Source organism: Pseudomonas bohemica (genome assembly GCF_002934685.1).
In the GTDB taxonomy this organism is placed as follows: Bacteria; Pseudomonadota; Gammaproteobacteria; order Pseudomonadales; family Pseudomonadaceae; genus Aquipseudomonas; species Aquipseudomonas bohemica.
The window spans coordinates 134,956-151,767 of sequence record NZ_NKHL01000118.1 but is presented as its reverse complement, the minus strand read 5'-3'; the positions used below and the strand labels follow the sequence as shown (position 1 = coordinate 151,767).

General features: G+C 61.2%; 14 protein-coding genes. 11 read left to right on the top strand and 3 right to left on the bottom strand.

Annotated features, from left to right (window positions below):
• Positions 1-91 precede the first annotated feature (91 nt).
• Complete coding sequence (locus CE491_RS23640) at positions 92-1,003, top strand: LysR family transcriptional regulator (protein ID WP_110950749.1); 912 nt, start codon at positions 92-94, stop codon at positions 1,001-1,003.
• A gap of 35 nt (positions 1,004-1,038) precedes the next feature.
• Here the strand turns inward: CE491_RS23640 and CE491_RS23635 are convergent, their stop codons facing one another.
• Both CE491_RS23635 and CE491_RS23630 read right to left on the bottom strand, forming a co-directional pair.
• The gene (locus CE491_RS23635; protein ID WP_110950748.1) at positions 1,039-2,265 is read right to left on the bottom strand and encodes an acyl-CoA dehydrogenase family protein; all 1,227 of its coding nucleotides are present in this window, start codon (positions 2,263-2,265) and stop codon (positions 1,039-1,041) included.
• Positions 2,266-2,324: 59 nt separating this feature from the next.
• Positions 2,325-3,698, bottom strand: coding sequence for an LLM class flavin-dependent oxidoreductase (locus CE491_RS23630; protein WP_110950747.1), 1,374 nt, complete (start codon positions 3,696-3,698; stop codon positions 2,325-2,327).
• 602 nt (positions 3,699-4,300) lie between these two features.
• Here CE491_RS23630 and CE491_RS23625 point away from each other — a divergent pair.
• The 4 genes from CE491_RS23625 (at position 4,301) to CE491_RS23610 (ending at position 8,071) form a co-directional block, all read left to right on the top strand.
• Positions 4,301-5,335 carry an ABC transporter substrate-binding protein gene (locus tag CE491_RS23625; protein ID WP_110950746.1) on the top strand — a complete coding sequence of 345 codons (1,035 nt, stop codon included), beginning with the start codon at positions 4,301-4,303 and terminating at the stop codon, positions 5,333-5,335.
• Between the two features lie 222 nt (positions 5,336-5,557).
• On the top strand, positions 5,558-6,397 hold the full coding sequence (locus CE491_RS23620) for an ABC transporter ATP-binding protein (protein ID WP_110950882.1): 840 nt from the start codon (positions 5,558-5,560) through the stop codon (positions 6,395-6,397).
• Positions 6,394-7,215 (top strand): ABC transporter permease, encoded by an 822-nt coding sequence (locus CE491_RS23615; protein ID WP_234407666.1) that lies wholly within the window; start codon positions 6,394-6,396, stop codon positions 7,213-7,215. The genes CE491_RS23620 and CE491_RS23615 overlap by 4 nt, the downstream gene beginning before the upstream one ends.
• A complete protein-coding gene (locus CE491_RS23610; RefSeq protein WP_234407665.1) occupies positions 7,205-8,071 on the top strand; it encodes a transporter substrate-binding domain-containing protein in 867 nt (288 codons plus the stop codon). Before CE491_RS23615 ends, CE491_RS23610 begins: the two co-directional genes overlap by 11 nt.
• Positions 8,072-8,074: 3 nt before the next feature.
• On the opposite strand, the gene msrA is transcribed toward CE491_RS23610, so the two are convergent.
• Positions 8,075-8,581, bottom strand: a complete 507-nt coding sequence (gene msrA, locus CE491_RS23605; protein WP_110950745.1) for a peptide-methionine (S)-S-oxide reductase MsrA — start codon at positions 8,579-8,581, stop codon at positions 8,075-8,077.
• A 277-nt stretch (positions 8,582-8,858) separates the two neighbouring features.
• On the opposite strand from msrA, the gene CE491_RS23600 reads away from it, so the two are divergent.
• The 6 genes from CE491_RS23600 (at position 8,859) to CE491_RS23575 (ending at position 16,648) form a co-directional block, all read left to right on the top strand.
• Positions 8,859-9,560, top strand: coding sequence for a TerC family protein (locus CE491_RS23600; RefSeq protein WP_110950744.1), 702 nt, complete (start codon positions 8,859-8,861; stop codon positions 9,558-9,560).
• A 237-nt stretch (positions 9,561-9,797) separates the two neighbouring features.
• Positions 9,798-10,796, top strand: coding sequence for an apurinic/apyrimidinic endonuclease family protein (locus CE491_RS23595; protein ID WP_110950879.1), 999 nt, complete (start codon positions 9,798-9,800; stop codon positions 10,794-10,796).
• A 199-nt stretch (positions 10,797-10,995) separates the two neighbouring features.
• Entirely contained in the window at positions 10,996-12,621 is a 1,626-nt protein-coding gene (locus CE491_RS23590) for an NADP-dependent glyceraldehyde-3-phosphate dehydrogenase (RefSeq protein ID WP_110950743.1), read from the top strand.
• A 193-nt stretch (positions 12,622-12,814) separates the two neighbouring features.
• Positions 12,815-13,375, top strand: a complete 561-nt coding sequence (locus CE491_RS23585) for a biliverdin-producing heme oxygenase (RefSeq protein ID WP_110950878.1) — start codon at positions 12,815-12,817, stop codon at positions 13,373-13,375.
• Positions 13,372-15,594 carry an ATP-binding protein gene (locus CE491_RS23580; protein ID WP_234407663.1) on the top strand — a complete coding sequence of 741 codons (2,223 nt, stop codon included), beginning with the start codon at positions 13,372-13,374 and terminating at the stop codon, positions 15,592-15,594. Before CE491_RS23585 ends, CE491_RS23580 begins: the two co-directional genes overlap by 4 nt.
• 166 nt (positions 15,595-15,760) lie before the next feature.
• Positions 15,761-16,648: a DMT family transporter gene (locus CE491_RS23575; RefSeq protein WP_110950741.1), complete on the top strand. Its 888-nt coding sequence runs from the start codon at positions 15,761-15,763 to the stop codon at positions 16,646-16,648.
• Positions 16,649-16,812 lie beyond the last annotated feature (164 nt).

Here is a 16,812-nt window from a genome sequence, read left to right as displayed (position 1 = left end):
TCGTCGGTAATTGTTTCAGGGTCAGCCTAGGTCATCGAGTAAAGGTGTTAAATAGGCGCCATCTTCGATCACAACCAAGAAAAACTTCTCAATGGACGTACTTCGGGCAATGGCGCTGTTCGTGCGCATCGTCGACAAGGGCAGCATCACACGCGCCGCCGAGGACAGCGGACTGACGCCGACGATGATCGGCAATCACTTGCGGGCGCTGGAGGAGCATCTGGGCATGAAGCTGCTGCACCGCACCACGCGCCAGCAACAGCTGACCGATTTTGGCCTGCATTACTACGAGCGCTGCCTGGAAATCCTGGGCATGGTGCAGGACGCCGAAACCGTCGCGCTCCAGGCTCGGGCTGAGCCCCAGGGGCGACTGCGCTTGAGCTTTCCTCATGCGTTCGGGCTGCAGCGGCTGATGGCCCCACTGGCGTTGTACATGGCGCGTTATCCCAAGGTCGACGTCGACATCTCGTTCACCGATCGCATGGTCGATCTGCTCGAAGAGGGCTTCGAAGCGGCGGTGCGCATTGGCGAGCTGCCGAGCTCGAACATCATCGCCCGACGCTTGTATGCCCATCCGCTGGTGCTGTGCGCCACGCCTGATTATTTGGCCCGCCGAGGAACGCCCATGCACCCTCAAGACATGCAAGCGCACGATTGCATCACCTATCGTTACGCCAACGGCCCGGTTGAGCAGAAGCAGCGTGCGCTGTGGCGGTTGCACGGCGAGGAGGGCGAATTGCAACTGAATGTGCGTACTCGTCTGCAAATGGATAACGGCCCGGCGCTGCGAGAGGCGGCAGCCGCCGGGCTTGGCATCGTGCTGCTGCCCTTGGCACTGGTCGAGGCGGATCTTGAAAGCGGGCGGCTGTGCCGGATCCTGCCGGCCTACAGTTTTGCCGAACGGCCCTTGCATCTGATCTATCTCAGCGACCGCCGCCGCTCACCCAAGCTCAACAGCTTCATCGAATTCATGCTCGAGCATTTCAGTGATCAGCCGCATTAGACGTGTGGCGGTTTGCGGGGAGTAACAGGCACGCCTCACGCCACGCCGATCTTCCATTGCGCAGGAGGCGCAGTGCCATTGACGGCATAGTCGCCGACGATCCGATCCTTATAGATGCGCGGGTTGTGCGAGGTCAGCGTGCGCGCGTTGCGCCAGAAACGGTCCAGACCCAGTGGGCGCAGGGTCGCCGAAGCGCTCAAGGCATCGAACATTCTTGAGCTGGCATCCAGAATCAGATCACTGACGATGGTCTGCGATTGGGCAATCTCCAGCTCGGCGATATCCACGGCCTTTTTCAGCGCGTGCGCATCGCCGCCGAGCCTGGCCTGATACGCCCGCTCCAGGGCCTCGGCGGTTTTCAGCACGATGGCCCCAGCGCTGTACGCCGCTGCGCGCAGGCTGCCCACCACTTGCAGCACTTGCGGATCCTGGGCCACCCGCGTGGCGTTGCCATTGCTGAAGCTGCGCGTGCGGCTCGCGACGGCGGCGGCCACTTCGCCGCTCAGGGCGCGGCCGATCCCGGCGAGGTTAGCCAAGTGCACGATCTGATACAACGCCGGCGAATACTGGAATTTCTCGTCGACGCTGACAATGTTGCGCGGGTCCACTGCCACGCTGCGCACATGGGTGGTGCCGCTGGCGGTGAGGCGTTGGCCGAACCCGTTCCAGTCATCGACCACTTCGACGCCTTCGGCATCGCGGCGCACGGTGACGAATACTCGCTTGTCATCGTGATCGCTGACCGCAACGTCGATCCAATCGCTGTACAGACAGCCGGTGGTGTAGAACTTGTTGCCCTCGATGCGCCATTGCTCACCGTCCAGATACAGCCGCGAGTTGAGGTGCGACTGCGCAGTGTCGCCGACTTCGCCAGTGGCTGGGCCGACGGTTTCGCCACGCACCAGACGCTCGAACCAGACCTTGCGCCGCTCTTCGTCGCGACTGTTAAGCAGGTTTTCGGTAAACCCCAGATGCCCGCGCAGTGCTTGCACAAGATTGGAATCGGCTTCACCCAGTTCGATCAGCAGGTTGGTCAGCTCTGGCAATGTGACGCCAGCCCCGCCGTATTCGCTGGGCACGCGCAGGGCGGTAAAGCCAGAGGCCTTGAGCAGTTGCAACTCTTCGACCGGCAAGCGGCGCTCGAGCTCGCGACTGATGGCGCCCTCGCGCAGGTTGGCGAACAACGGACGGAAACGCTCGGCCAGCTGTTCATAGCGGGGGGAAGGGCCTGCGCCCCAGGCTGCATTGACTTGATGAACCATGCTTTAGCTCTCTTTGCAAAATGCGGATCGGGAGGCGTCCGCCTCGTGGATAGGGGGTATCAGACAGCGATCGAGTGTTCACTCAGCAGGCTCGCCGGGTGCGCCGCAAAGGGCAGGCCCAGACGTTCGCGAAGGGTGCTGCCGGTCGGTCCCTCTTCAGGCACCAGCCCGCGTCGTTTCAGTTCGGGCAGGATCAGCGCGATGAAGTCGTCCAGGCCTTCCGGGTAGGTCGGCGGCAGGATGTTGAAGCCGTCGGCGCCATAGCCTTCGAACCAGGCTTGCAGTTGATCGACTACTTCTTCGGGCGAGCCGACCAGGGTCCAATGACCCCGTGCCCCGGCCAGGCGCAGGTACAGCTCGCGGATGCTCAGGCCTTCGGCGGCCAATTGCAGTATCAGTTGCTGGCGGCTTTTCGACGCGTTGGTGGCGGGCAAATCCTGGGGCAGCGGCCCGTCCAGCGGCAAGTGCGACAGATCGACCCCGCCGAGCAAACCCGACAGCAGGCTCAGCCCTACTTGCGGGTGCACCAGATCCTGCAATCGCTGGTGCTTGGCGTGAGCCTCGGCTGAGGTGGGCGCGGTGAAGATGGTCACACCGGGCAGAATCTTGATGTGCTCGGGCTTGCGGCCCAGCACCGCCGCGCGGGATTTGATGTCGCTGTAGAACGCCTGTGCATCGGCCAGGCTTTGGTGCGCGGCGAAGATCGCTTCAGCGGTCGCGGCGGCCAGCGAGCGGCCATCCTCCGAGGCGCCCGCCTGCACCAGCACCGGTTTGCCCTGAGGCGAACGCAGCACGTTGAGCGGGCCGCGCACGTGGAAGTGCTTGCCATGATGGTCGGTCAGGTGCAGTTTGCTGCGGTCCAGGAACACGCCTTTTTCCTTGTCCAGTAGCAGGGTGTCGTCCTCCCAGCTGTCCCACAGCTTGTCGACCACCTCATGAAATTCCCGCGCCCGGCCATAGCGGTCGGCATGGGCGGCCTGATTGCCCTCGCAGGCACCACCGAAGTTCTTCGCCGCATCCGGGTCGCTGCTGGTCACCAGATTCCAGCCGACCCGGCCGCCACTGATCTGGTCCAGCGAGGCGAACTGTCGGGCCAGGTTGAAGGGCTCGCTGTAGCTGGTGCTGGCGGTTGCGATCAGTCCGATACGCGAGGTCACGGTCGCCAGCGCCGAAAGCAGCGTCAGGGGTTCGAAACTCAGGCTCGGCGCGATCACCCGGTCGAAGGTGGGGGCATCGATACCGCGCACTGACACGCTGTCGGCTAGAAACAGGGTGTCGAAACCGGCGGCTTCAGCCTTGCGTGCCAGATCGATGAAATGATCCAGGCGAATGCCGGCGTCAGCCTGCGAACCGCTGTCGCGCCAAGCGGCGATGTGATGCCCGGTGGCGCGCAGGAACAAGCCGAGTTTGAGAGTGTCAGTGCGTTTGCTCATGGAATGACTCCTTGTAGGCATGAATATTCAGCAGGCGACGGAGAAGAGAGGTTCGGGATGTTTTGAGAGAATCGGGAGCGAGCTTTAAGAAAGTGAAAAGTTTATTGCGTGGGTGCAAGGGATGTGCCGTCAATCATCAAACTTGAGAAGAGGGTTGTATTAAGGATAGGTGGCGTTGCGGAGCGTCTAATAACTTAAAAGATGTGCGCTGAGAGCGAGACATCTGTTTAGTTGCTGTTGCTGTAGCAACACTTGTTGTAATGGATACATGGGTTTCGCCCGGTACAGACGGGTTGATAAACAACTCAGCAGGCGTTCAGCTTACCGACGGCAGTGATCTTGCGGGGCGCTGCCGCCGACGAGTCGTGCTGCTGCAGGTGAGGACAGGTCATTCAAACAATCCTTGCGTCAGCGGAATAACTTTAGCTGAAAACGTTATAGCGGTTATACGGGATGTTATTGACGCTGAGTCTGCAGGGTCATTATTGTCGCCCGGTCTGCGTCGCCCCATGTAAGACTTTCTGTCGTTAGTTGAAGGTTGTGCTACTTCATGGATTACGCGTGCCTGTCATTAATTGTCCGAACCACCAAGGAAGCTCGCTATGCAAGAGCGCAACAGCCGCAGGGCTTTCATCAAACAAGTCGCATTGTTGGGAACGGCGGCGGCCGCGGGGTTGATCCTGCCAGGCTGTGACAAGCCCGAGAAGACCGCGAGCGCGGCGCCTGCCGTGATCAAAAAGCGTTCCGATCAGGTGGTCAGCTTCAAATACCCCGACAACCCGTCATTCGATCTGGTCTACCTCGCCGACTCGCTGGGCTATTTCGAAGGCACCCGCACCAAACCCAATTACATTGGCAAGATCGCCGCGCCACAGATCATCCCGCTGGTGGGGACCGGCGAGATCGACTTCGGCTCGCGCATGGTGCCGTTGGTGATCTCTGCGATCGCCAGTGGCCTTGACCTCAAGGTGGTTGCCGCCGGTGGCAAGACCCTGCAGGAAGCGCCGCACATGAAGTATTTTGTGCGCGCCGATTCGGGAATTTTCACGCCAAAGGACATGGAAGGCAAAACCGTCGGCTTCAACAGCTTTGGTGCCTGCGCCGAATTCGTCACCAAGAAATACCTGCGCGAGCATCAGGTGGACGTCGACAAGATCAACTGGGTGGTGGTCCCGGACAACCAGGGCGAACAGACCGTGCTCAGCCGCAACGTTGATATCGCGATCATCCATCCACCCGCGTCCGGCGGTGCCGAGCACAATCCTGAGCTGCGCAAGCTGTGGAGCGACTACGACCTGGACAAGGGCCTGGGCGGTATGGCGCCGTACAGTGGCTATGGCAAGTTCATTCGGGAAAACCCCGAAGCGACGGAGGATTTCGTCGCCGCAATCGCCAAGGCGGCCAACTGGGTCAACGCCAACCCCGACGAGGCGCGCAAGATCGTCTCCCAGCGCATCGGCACCAAGCTGGAACTGGTGGAACGCTACGCCTACGTCGACGACCTGGTCGTCACTGAACCGCCGATTCAGTACTACATCGACATCCTCGAAAGCGAGAAGAAGATCAAGCCCGGTTCGGTGGCGGTGAAGGATGTGTACACCAACGAGTTCAATGCGTTGGCCAAGGCGAAGGTGTAGATCGCCCTGTGGCGGCTTTATGCGATCGGTCAGCCAGGCAAGACCCCTGTAGGAGTGAGCTTGCTCACGAATAGAGTGCGATAGCCGCCGAATCTGCTGCGTATGTATGCAAGCATTCGTGAGCAAGCTCACTCCTACAGGTCCTGTATCGGCAGACGAACAGACGCCAGACAACACTGATGAGAGGCATGCGTGCACAAAATCTCCACATCCGGCTTGCACATGGAATACCAGGCGCAAGACGAGGCAGGCAAAAGCGAGCGGGTAGAGGTCCTCAGGGATTTCGATCTGCAGGTGCGCGAGGGTGAGTTTCTGTCGATCCTCGGCCCCTCGGGCTGCGGCAAATCCACCTACCTGAACATCCTCGCCGGGCTTGCGCAGAAAACCGGCGGCACGCTGGAAATTGACGGCAAACCCTTGCAAGGCATCAACCGCAACCAGGGCGTGGTGTTTCAGGGTTACGCTTTGCTGCCGTGGTGCTCGGTGCTCGACAACATTGCCGTGGGGCTGGAAATCCGCGGCGTGGGCAAGGCCGAGCGGCGCGAGAGGGCCCGCGAATACCTGGACCTGGTCGGCCTGACCGGTTTCGCCTCGCGCTACCCCCACGAACTCTCTGGCGGCATGCGCCAGCGCGTCGCGATTGCCCGATCGTTGGTCTACGAGCCGGATGTGCTGCTGATGGACGAGCCGTTTGCGGCCCTCGATGCGCAGACCCGCGAAACCCTGCAGGACGAATTGCTGCGCATCTGGGACCTGCACAAGAAGACCATCGTGTTCATCACCCACAGCCTGGAGGAGGCGATCTTCCTGTCCGACCGCGTTGCCGTAATGACCGCGCGCCCCGGGCGCATCAAGGAAATCATCGACATCGACCTGCCTCGACCGCGGTTACCGCAACTGCGCAACAGTCATGCGTTCGTGCATCTGCGCCAACGGGCGTGGGCCTCGTTACGCGAAGGCATGGGCGGGACGGTCCCGGACGCGCTGGAAGTCGAAGAAGTCGCCCGACACGAAAGCTGGCAACAGATCGCTCGCCGCAGCGGCTATCGGGTGGGCGTATGAACATGGCCCAGACCCCGCCGCCGCGCCGGACCGTCACCTCGCGCTGGCTAAAAACCTCACGCAAGGCGCTGGACAGCTCCATCGGCATCCTCGCGTTTCTCGCGCTGTGGGAAGCCTTGCCGCGTCTGGGAGTCGTCAACCCCGGCTACCTGAGCCCACCGTCGGCGGTACTGGCGGCCATCGTCGAGATGGCGGGTAACGGCGCACTGATCAAGCATTTGCAGGCCAGTCTGATCCGCTCGTTGGCCGGGCTTGCGCTGGCGATCGTCACCGGCATTTCCCTGGGCCTGTTGATGGGCTGGTTCGCGCGGCTGGAGCGGATCCTTGATCCATTGCTGCAGTTTTTCCGGCAGACCTCGGCGCTGGCGCTGTTCCCCGTGTTCATCCTGTTCCTGGGCATCGGCGAACTGTCGAAAGTCGCGATCATTTTCTGGGCGTCGTTCTGGCCGATCCTGTTGAGCACCATCAGCGGCGTCAAACAGGTCGACAGTCTGTTGATCAACTCGGCGCTGTCGATGGGCGCCAATCGCCGCTTCCTGTTTCTGAAAATCGTGCTGCCTTCCGCGTCGCCATCGATCTTCACTGGCGTGCGACTGGCAGGTGCTTACTGCATCACCGCGCTGGTGGCCGCCGAGATGATCGGTGCGCACTCCGGGCTGGGCTTCCTGACGCTCAACTCGCAGGAGGTGTTCCAGATCCCGAGCATGTACGCGGGCATTCTGCTGCTGGCGGTGGTGGGTCTGCTGCTGAACTTCCTCCTGGCGTTGCTGGAACGACGTTTTACCCGCTGGCGCCGTGGACTGAAGCATGCGGGGTAAGCCGGGGGCTGCGTTCACCGGCGGATGGATTCGCTGGAGTCTGGCGGGCGCGATCGGCGCGGCGGCGGTGTGCGTGATCTGGCTGCTGCCGATGCTCGACGGTGCCGAGCAGACCCCAGGTCCGGTGCTGGTCAAGGCGCGGGAGCAACAGCTGTTTCGCGTGGCTGTGCGCAGCTACCCGAGACCGACCTACAGCACCGACGCGCTGGTGTCCGAGCCCGATGAAATGGACAGCGAACTGGCCACCGCGCTGGGACGTTATCTGGGGGTGAAGGTGCAGTTGACGGCGATTCCGGCTCAGGACATCGAAGGTTTCCTGCGCAAGGGACAGGTTGACGCGGTGATCGCAGGCAGCCTCGACATCCCGGGCCTGGAACGGCAGCGAGCAGTATTGAACGATGTGCCCCGCGCCTACGACAAAGGTGCGCTGCTGAGCCTGCGCAATTGGCCGCAGTCTTCGGTCAAAGGCCAGAGTGTCTGCGTGGCCAACGGCAGCCCATGGACCCACGCCTTGCAGCAACAGGGTGCGCGGATTCAGACTTACGTATCAGGTATCCGCGCCGCCACCGCCTTCATGGCTGGCGACTGCCAACTCCTGGCCGACGAACGCACGGTTCTGACCAGCCTGCTGCAAACCCCCGACTGGCGCTTCTACCGCATGCTGCCGCAAACCCTGGAAGCGAGCAGCGATGCACGGGTCTACCTGGCTCAGCCCGACCCGAAAAGCCTGCGCCTGCTGCAGGCCGGCTTGCGTGACTGGCAGTCCGACGGCGGGCAGATGAAAGCCTGGGACCTGCACAGCAACGCATTTCTGGTGGACAGCATGAAGATCAGCGACGGCCTGGTCTGTCACTGATGCTCAAGCGCGTTTGGGCAACACCCAGTCTTTACGGATGAAGTGGCAGGTGTAGCCGTTCGGAATGCGTTCCAGGTAATCCTGATGCTCAGGCTCGGCTTCCCAGAACGGGCCCGCGGGGCTGATCTCGGTCACCACCTTGCCTGGCCACAGGTCCGAGGCATCGACGTCCTTCACCGTGTCCTCGGCGACGCGTTTCTGTTCTTCATCGAGGTAGAAAATCGCCGACCGATAGCTCAGGCCGATGTCGTTGCCCTGACGATTGGCGGTGGACGGGTCATGGATCTGGAAAAAGAATTCGAGCATTTTGCGGTAGCTGATCAGCGCCGGATCGAAGACGATTTCGATGGCTTCGGCATGGGTCCCGTGATTGCGGTAGGTGGCATTTTCAACATCGCCGCCCGAGTAACCCACCCGGGTGGACAGCACGCCCGGATAGCGGCGCAGCAGGTCCTGCATGCCCCAGAAGCAGCCGCCAGCGAGCAGGGCGGTTTCGGTTTGTGTGGTCATGGATCAATCCTTCCTGTAGCGCTTTGAGCGCACTGGGTTCAATTCGTGGCCCAGTTTGCTCGCCTGCCGTGAGCCTGCGCAAGGGCCGCTTGGTCAGGCCGTTCATCAGCGAGTGCGGAGGCGCTCGATGGTGATTTGCCTAGGCGATTGTTACCCTGTGCCGGATATTTCCAACGCATTGAGCCCCCAGGACAGTCCTCTTCGTATATCCCATCGTTTCGCCGGTGTCGTTGCTGACCGGCATCTTTCCTCTTTTTGTCCGATAAGGTTTACCTCCATGAACTGGCTTTACGACCCTCTGCTATGGAGCGCCCTGGCGCAGATCATCGCCATCGACTTACTCTTGGGGGGTGATAACGCCGTGGTCATCGCCATGGCCTGCCGTCGCCTGCCCAGGCAGTTGCAGAGCAAGGCGATCTATGGCGGCATGCTGGGCGCGATCGTACTGCGGGTGATTCTGCTGTTCTGCGCGGTGCACCTGCTGGCGTTACCGTTCCTCAAGCTGGTGGGCGCGATGTTGCTGGTGTGGATCGGCATCAAGCTGGTGGCCAACCAAAACGATGATGACGAAACCCTCGATGGCGGCACGCGGTTGTGGACGGCGATCCGCACTATTATCGTGGCTGATGTGGTGATGTCTCTGGACAACGTCCTGGCCGTGGCAGCGGCGGGTGACGGCAACATCTATCTGGTGGCGGCGGGCGTGTTGATCAGCATTCCGATCATCGTCATGGGCAGCCGTCTGGTGCTGGCCGCGTTGCACCGTTTGCCGTGGCTGGTGCCAGCAGGCGGCGCGTTGATCGGATGGATCGCCGGGGGCATGGCAGTCGTTGAGCCGATGCTGCAAGCCTGGGTCCCGCAGCAACCCTGGACGCATTGGGCCGCCAGCGCGGGCACGGCGGTGATAGTCCTGTTGGTCGGGCTGTGGCGGGGACGGCATGCGCGGCGGCAAGCGGTGGCGGATCAGCGGCAGGTTTGAATCTCCCGCTCAAGCCGGGAGAGCTTCTGTGGCAGCGCGCTTGTGAAGGGGTATCTCAGACGACACTTCACAGGCTGACGCATCGCATTCGCGGGCAAGCGCGCTGCTACAGGTCGTGAAAAAACCACGAACTCCTGGGAAGAACGCAAAGTCTTCTTCCAAAGCAGACACGATTTGCCTGCGTCCGATACCACCATAGGAACCTTCGTGAACACACCCCGCATCGGCTTCGCCTGCATGTACCGCCATCATGAACGCGCGCTGTCGCTCAAGGAACTCAAGGCGCTGGAGGGCGGTTACAACCCGCGGACCACCACTCTGCGCTGGATGGACAGCGTGACCTTGCAGGTGGCGCATGAAAAGCTGCTGGACATCGTCGAGCACAACCTCGCGGCGCAGATTCGCCTGCTGGGCTATGTCGCGCAGTTGCCCCAGGCCAGAAGAATGCTGCGTCTGAGCAGCGACCTGCTGCCGTTCTATAGCCATCCGCAGGTGGCGCAGTTTTACCGAGAGTGGCCCATCGTGGCGCGTCTGGAGCAGCTGTTCGCGGCGATTGGCGACAGGGCGCGCAACGCCGATATCCGCCTGTCGTTCCACCCTGGGCAGTTCTGCGTCCTCGGTTCCGACCGGCCCGAGGTGGTCGAAAACAGCCTCGCCGAGTTCGAATACCACGCCGACATGATCCGCATGATGGGGTACGGCCGGAGCTTTCAGGACTTCAAATGCAACGTGCATATCGCCGGCCGGCTGGGGGGTGAGGGCGTGCGCGCGGTATGGCCGCTTTTGTCTGAAGTGGCGCGTAAATGCATTACCTTCGAAAACGACGAGAAAACCTACGGCGTCGACGACTGCCTGCAACTGGCGGATCTGGCGCCCGTAGTGCTGGACATTCACCACTGCTGGATTCACGAAAGCCGCTACATCGCCCCTGAAGACCCGCGGGTGAGCCGCATCATCGACAGCTGGCGTGGCGTGCGCCCGGTCATGCATTACTCCCAACCGCCGGAAAGCCTTCAGGACCTGGGCTTCAAGGCTGAGCAGAAGCTGGAAATGGACGAGCTGCTGAAGGTGGTCAACAAGCGCGACCTGTACCAGCACAGCGATCGCATGTGGAACGACTGGACCAACAACTACGCCCTGCAATTCCTGGATCGCTTCGACATCATGCTCGAAGCCAAGGACAAGAATCTGGCTGCCGAAGGGTTTTATCAGCGTTTTCTGGCTTCTGCTGTTTAACGGCTGGACGAGGCTGAAAAAAACGCCGCGCGTTCTTTCAACACGCCAGACCGGGATATGACATGCCTCGGTTTGATTTTGATTCTCGGCGAGCCATTTTCGTCACGCCACCGTGACATTCATCTCAACTCTTTTCATTCCAGCCCAGCTGTGGCGTAGTGTGTTTCGCACGTTTGCCGACTGGAAGAGGTAAAGAGAGATGACCCTGCAAAACCGCCTGGACAACCTGTACCCGAGCGCCGATGAAATTCCTGAGCAATTCCGCGCAGGGCCTGCCATCGAGCAGCGCGAGTATCTGGTCAATGGTGAGCTGCATCAATGGCAAGGGCCATTGGCGCCGGTGCTCAGTCCGGTGTCGCTGAAGACCGATGCGGGGCTTGAGTCGGTGGTATTGGGCAGCACGCCATTGATGGACGCCGACACGGCAATGACCGCGCTGGATGCCGCCGTCAAAGCCTATGACCGGGGGCAGGGCGCCTGGCCGACCATGCGTGTCGTCGACCGTATCCATCATGTCGAGACCTTCCTAAAGCTCATGCGCGAACAACGCGATGCCGTGGTCACCCTGCTCATGTGGGAGATCGGCAAGAACCTCAAGGACTCGCAGAAAGAATTCGACCGTACCTGCGATTACATCGTCGACACCATCAATGCGCTCAAGGAACTGGATCGCCGCTCCAGCCGTTTCGAGCTGGAACAGGACACCCTCGGCCAGATCCGCCGCGTGCCCCTCGGCGTGACGCTGTGCATGGGCCCTTACAACTACCCGTTGAACGAGACGTTCACCACCCTGATCCCGGCGTTGATCATGGGCAACACCGTGGTCTTCAAACCGGCCAAATTTGGCGTGCTGCTGATTCGTCCGTTGCTCGAAGCGTTTCGCGACAGCTTCCCGGCCGGCGTGATCAACGTGATCTACGGCAGCGGCCGCGAGACGGTCAGCGCGCTGATGGCCAGCGGCAAGATCGACGTTTTTGCCTTCATTGGCACCAACAAGGCCGCCAGCGCCCTGAAAAAACTGCACCCCAAACCGCATCGTCTGCGCGCAGCTCTGGGGCTGGACGCCAAGAACCCCGGCATTGTGTTGCCCGACGTCAATCTCGACAACGCGGTCAGCGAGGCGATCACAGGTTCGCTGTCGTTCAATGGTCAGCGTTGCACCGCCTTGAAAATCCTCTTCGTGCACGAGAACGTGGTCGGCAGTTTCCTTGAAAAATTCGAGGAGAAACTGGCGCAGCTCAAGCCAGGCATGCCGTGGGAACCGGGCGTCTCGCTGACGCCGCTGCCAGAACCGGGCAAGACCGATTACCTGCAAGGGTTGGTGGACGATGCCGTCAGCAAGGGCGCCAAGGTGGTTAACGAAGGCGGCGGCATCACCAATCACCAGTTCTTCTACCCGGCCGTGCTGTATCCGGTGACGCCGGACATGCGCGTCTATCACGAAGAACAGTTCGGTCCGGTGGTTCCGGTGGTGACCTACCGTGATCTGGAAACGGTCATCGAATATGTGCTGGATTCGGACTTCGGTCAGCAGTTGAGCATCTTCGGCAATGACTCCAAGCAGGTCGGGCGCCTGGTGGATGCGTTCGCCAATCAGGTGGGCCGCATCAATATCAATGCCCAGTGCCAACGCGGCCCGGACAGCTTCCCGTTCAACGGCCGCAAGAACTCCGCCGAGGGCACCTTGTCGGTCCATGACGCGCTGCGCGTGTTCTCGATCCGCACGCTGGTGGCGACCAAGTTTCAGGAGAGCAACAAGGCGCTGATCAGCGACATCATCCATAATCGCGAGTCGAGCTTCCTGACCACCGATTACATCTTCTGAGCCGGTCGTTAAGCGACTCGCTGACACCCTGGCGCCGCGCTCATTAATGTGCGCGGTAGCCATTTGCCTTGAACCTGGCAGATAGCTGCATACTCGAAGTTTGATACCTCACTGGATACCACCGCCCTTGGTTGAAGCCACCCCCGAGTTGCCATTCCTCATCGGCCCGACACAGCCCGTCAGCGCCCTGCAAATGCTGCGCAGCGCCACGGCCATGCAGCACAAGGCCCTGGAGGCGCGGCTGCCTCTGACCCATGCCGACCTCGACCGCGCGCTGTATACAAAAATCATCGCGGCCTATTACGGTTTTCATGTGCCGCTGCAAAGACATCTTGAGTGCTTCCTGAGCCCGCTGACCACAGACCCGGAACGCTATAAGGTCCCGGCACTGGTCAAGGATTTACGGGCGCTTGGCCTGAGCGATGGGCAAATCGAGACATTACCCCTGTGTAGCGCGTTGCCCGCTCTGCAAACCCACGGCCATCTGCTCGGCATCATGTACGTCATGGAAGGCGCGACCCTGGGCGGCCAGGTGTTGCGCCGGATCATTGCCGACAGATTGGGGATCGACGCCGAGAGCGGTGGCGAGTTTCTCGACGTCTACGGCCGGGATACGGGGAGATTGTGGAAAGCTTTCCTGAAACAGCTGGCCGACTTCGAGCACCCCGCGTACAACGGTGAAGTGGTGGACGCAGCATGTGCCACTTTCGCCTGCTTCGAACGTTGGCTGGACCGCGCGGGAGTGCTGCTGTGACCTCCACCACCGAACAGAATCTGAATGAGTTGCTGCAGAACTGCGCCGATGAGCCGATCCGGATCCCCGGCGCGATCCAGCCCCACGGCGCGCTGCTGACGGTCGACGAACTGTCATGGACCGTACAGCAGGCCAGTGCCAATGCATCGCGGATGCTCAGCGGCGGCGATGACCTGCGCGCCGGCCAGCCGCTGTCGGCCTGGATCGGTGAGGGTGAGGCCCAGGCCCTGCGCGAAGCGGTCGCCGGTGGAGCGTTGGAGGACATCCATCCGTTGCTCTTGCATTGTGGCAGCCAAGTGCTGGACGGCCTGATTCATCGCCATGACGGCTTGCTGTTCGTCGAGCTGGAGCCACCGCCCGATCAGGCGCCGACCCGAGGTCCGGAGCAAAGCCTCAGCCGGATCCTGCGTCGCTTGCAATCAGCCAAGAGCCTGGCGGAACTCTATGACATCAGCGTCAACGAGATCCGCGCGCTGACCGGATACGACCGGGTGCTGATCTACCGCTTTCAAGAACAGGGTCATGGCCAGGTGATTGCCGAATCCGTCACCCCCGGACTCGGTACGTATCAGGGCGTGTTTTTCCCGGCCAGTGACATTCCCGAACAAGCGCGCGAACTGTACCGCCTGAACTGGCTGCGGATCATCCCCGATGCCGCATATGTGCCAGCGCCAATGGTGCCTGCGCTGCGTCCGGACAATGGCCAGCCACTGGACATGAGTTACGCTGTGCTACGCAGCGTCTCGCCGATTCATCGTCAGTACATGCGCAACATGGGCGTGCTGTCGTCGATGAGTATCTCCCTGCTCAAGGAAGAGCGCCTGTGGGGCCTGATCAGTTGTGGCAATCGTCAACCGCTGCGAGTGCCCCATGCGCTGCGCGCCGCCTGCCAGACCATCGGCCAGGTGCTATCAATGCAGATCAGCGCGCTGGAAAACCTGCAGGCGCAGCGTCAGCGACAGGCCAAGGATGGGCTGCTCAAATGCCTCGCCAGTGCCATGATCGACGCCGAGAATGACGTGTATCAGGGGCTGGTCCAGCATCCTCATGAGCTGCTGACCCTGGCCGATGCCGGTGGCGCGGCGGTGATCATCGATGACCAATTGCAGCTGTTCGGTCAGTGCCCGACGGCGGAGCAGGTGAGAGCGCTGCAGCGCTGGGTCCAACAGCAACCGGCGCCGGTCGTTGGAACTTCGAGCCTGAGTGAGTCGTTCCCCGAAGCGCGGGATTATCATGCGGTTGCCAGCGGTCTGTTGGCCTTCAGCCTGCCCAAGCCGGTGGCCAATGCCGTGTTGTGGTTTCGCCCCGAGGTCAAGGAAAGCGTGCGCTGGAGCGGCAATCCGGACGCGTCGAACGCTGTCGTTTCGGACCGTTTGCAGCCGCGAGAATCCTTCGAGGCGTGGAAGCGACAGGTCGACGGGACATCATTGCCGTGGACCGTGGGCGAGTTGTATGCGGTGTCGGACCTGCGCCGCTCGGCCCTGGAGTCTGACCTGTCGCGCCAGGTGCTACGCGAGAAAGATGCGGTGCAAGCGCGGGATGAACTGGTAGCCGTGGTTTCCCATGACCTGCGCAGTCCGCTGACCGCCATCGTCATGCAGTGCGGCATGATGCAACGCCTGGTCACGGCGGACGCCAGCCCTGCGTCGAAACGGCTGCACTTGGCCATCAACACCTTGCAGCGCGCAACGGCACGCATGACCAATTTGCTGGAGGACCTGCTCGACACCTCGAAAATCGAGGCCGGGCGCTACTCGATTTCGCCGCATCCGGTGGAGATCAGCCAGCTGTTCGAAGATGCCTGGTCATTGCTTACGCCTCTGGCGCTGAACAAATCCATCGACCTGACGTTCTCCACTGAGCCGACGCTGAAGATCATGGCCGATCCGGAGCGAATGTTTCAGGTGCTGTCGAATCTGGTGGGCAATGCAATCAAGTTCACACCCAGAGAGGGGCGTATCAGCGTCATCGCGGTGGCCGAAGGTGACGTTGCGCTGATCAGCGTTGCCGACTCCGGCGCCGGAATCGCTCCGGACCAGTTGCCGCATGTCTTCGAGCGTTACTGGCGCATTCGTGAAGGCAACCCGAGCGGCACGGGGCTTGGTCTGTATATTTCCCAGGGAATCGTTCGGGCCCACGGCGGCGAGTTGACTGCCAGCAGTGAGCCGGGCGAGGGCAGCGTATTTCGCTTCACAGTGCCGCTGGCCATGCAAGCGTGAACATCGCACCCGCATCAAGGTTTGCGCCGTGCTGTTCTGAAAAACGCACAACGGTCGAGGTTTGTTTGGTTATCTGACGACAGCTTCTATATTCTTTCCTTGTCTAGCCTGATGCCCACAGAGGCAGGGGCCGACCACGCATTCACGCAAGGCCAAAGGGAAGCTGATGAGCACCACCAGTACGCCGCTCTCCGGCGTCAACCAGCCACTCAAGGGCATCGCACTGATTGTCCTGGCAACCTTCCTGTTTTCCAGTCACGACACCTTGTCCAAATACCTGTCCGGCTTCTACCCGATCCTGATGGTGGTGTGGGTGCGCTATGTGGTGCACACAGGGCTGATGGCCTGCATCTTCATGCCGTCGGCGGGATTGCGTGTGCTGCGCACCAAACGGCCCGGCCTGCAGGCGCTGCGGGCGTTGTGTCTGCTGGGGACCAGTCTGTTGTTTACCAGCGGTCTGATGTTCATCCCGATTGCCGAGGCGACGGCGGTCAACTTCCTCTCGCCGCTGTTGGTGACGGCGCTGTCGGTGCCGCTGCTCAAGGAGACAGTCTCACGGGGGCAGTGGATTGCCGTGATAGTGGGATTCAGCGGGGTGATGGTGATCGTGCATCCGGGCGGTGAGTTGTTCACCCCTGCGGTGCTGCTGCCGTTGGGTTCGGCGCTGTGTTTTGCCTTTTATCAGTTGCTCACGCGGTTGGTGGCGGCCCATGACAGCCCGACCACCAGCAACTTTTTCGCGGGGCTGTTCAACAGTCTGTTGATGAGTGCCATCGTGCCGTTCTTCTGGCAGTCGCCGGAGTGGAGGCATATTCCGTTCATGCTGGCGCTGGGTACCTGTGGGATGGTTGCGCATTTGATGCTGACCCAGGCGTTTCGCTTTGCGGCACCGGCGTTGCTGGCGCCGTTTGGGTATTGCCAGATTGTGTTCGCGGGGCTTTGGGGGCTTATCGTGTTCAACCATGCGCCTTCGCTGACGGCACAGGCGGGGATTGCGATTATTTGTCTGAGTGGGTTGGCGGCGGCTTGGCAGCAGCGCAAGAAAGGGGGTTGAGGATAGGAGTGCTTAGCGGTGGGATGTATTTCTCGGCGCTGGTTACGATGGTTTGCTCGGCCTGCACCCCAGTCGCGTTCTGCGGTGTCTGGACTGGCCTGGCGGAAGATCAGGAACAGAGCGAAAGCAGGGGCAGGCCCTGAAGATTAACGCTGTACCAGCGG

What these genes read in the sequence shown, in the direction of transcription:
- CE491_RS23640 (WP_110950749.1), top strand. Translation starts at nt 92, where the DNA reads ATGGACGTACTTCGGGCAATGGCGCTGTTCGTGCGCATCGTCGACAAG.
- CE491_RS23635 (WP_110950748.1), bottom strand. Translation starts at nt 2,265, where the DNA reads ATGGTTCATCAAGTCAATGCAGCCTGGGGCGCAGGCCCTTCCCCCCGC.
- CE491_RS23630 (WP_110950747.1), bottom strand. Translation starts at nt 3,698, where the DNA reads ATGAGCAAACGCACTGACACTCTCAAACTCGGCTTGTTCCTGCGCGCC.
- CE491_RS23625 (WP_110950746.1), top strand. Translation starts at nt 4,301, where the DNA reads ATGCAAGAGCGCAACAGCCGCAGGGCTTTCATCAAACAAGTCGCATTG.
- CE491_RS23620 (WP_110950882.1), top strand. Translation starts at nt 5,558, where the DNA reads ATGGAATACCAGGCGCAAGACGAGGCAGGCAAAAGCGAGCGGGTAGAG.
- CE491_RS23615 (WP_234407666.1), top strand. Translation starts at nt 6,394, where the DNA reads ATGAACATGGCCCAGACCCCGCCGCCGCGCCGGACCGTCACCTCGCGC.
- CE491_RS23610 (WP_234407665.1), top strand. Translation starts at nt 7,205, where the DNA reads ATGCGGGGTAAGCCGGGGGCTGCGTTCACCGGCGGATGGATTCGCTGG.
- msrA (WP_110950745.1), bottom strand. Translation starts at nt 8,581, where the DNA reads ATGACCACACAAACCGAAACCGCCCTGCTCGCTGGCGGCTGCTTCTGG.
- CE491_RS23600 (WP_110950744.1), top strand. Translation starts at nt 8,859, where the DNA reads ATGAACTGGCTTTACGACCCTCTGCTATGGAGCGCCCTGGCGCAGATC.
- CE491_RS23595 (WP_110950879.1), top strand. Translation starts at nt 9,798, where the DNA reads ATGTACCGCCATCATGAACGCGCGCTGTCGCTCAAGGAACTCAAGGCG.
- CE491_RS23590 (WP_110950743.1), top strand. Translation starts at nt 10,996, where the DNA reads ATGACCCTGCAAAACCGCCTGGACAACCTGTACCCGAGCGCCGATGAA.
- CE491_RS23585 (WP_110950878.1), top strand. Translation starts at nt 12,815, where the DNA reads ATGCTGCGCAGCGCCACGGCCATGCAGCACAAGGCCCTGGAGGCGCGG.
- CE491_RS23575 (WP_110950741.1), top strand. Translation starts at nt 15,761, where the DNA reads ATGAGCACCACCAGTACGCCGCTCTCCGGCGTCAACCAGCCACTCAAG.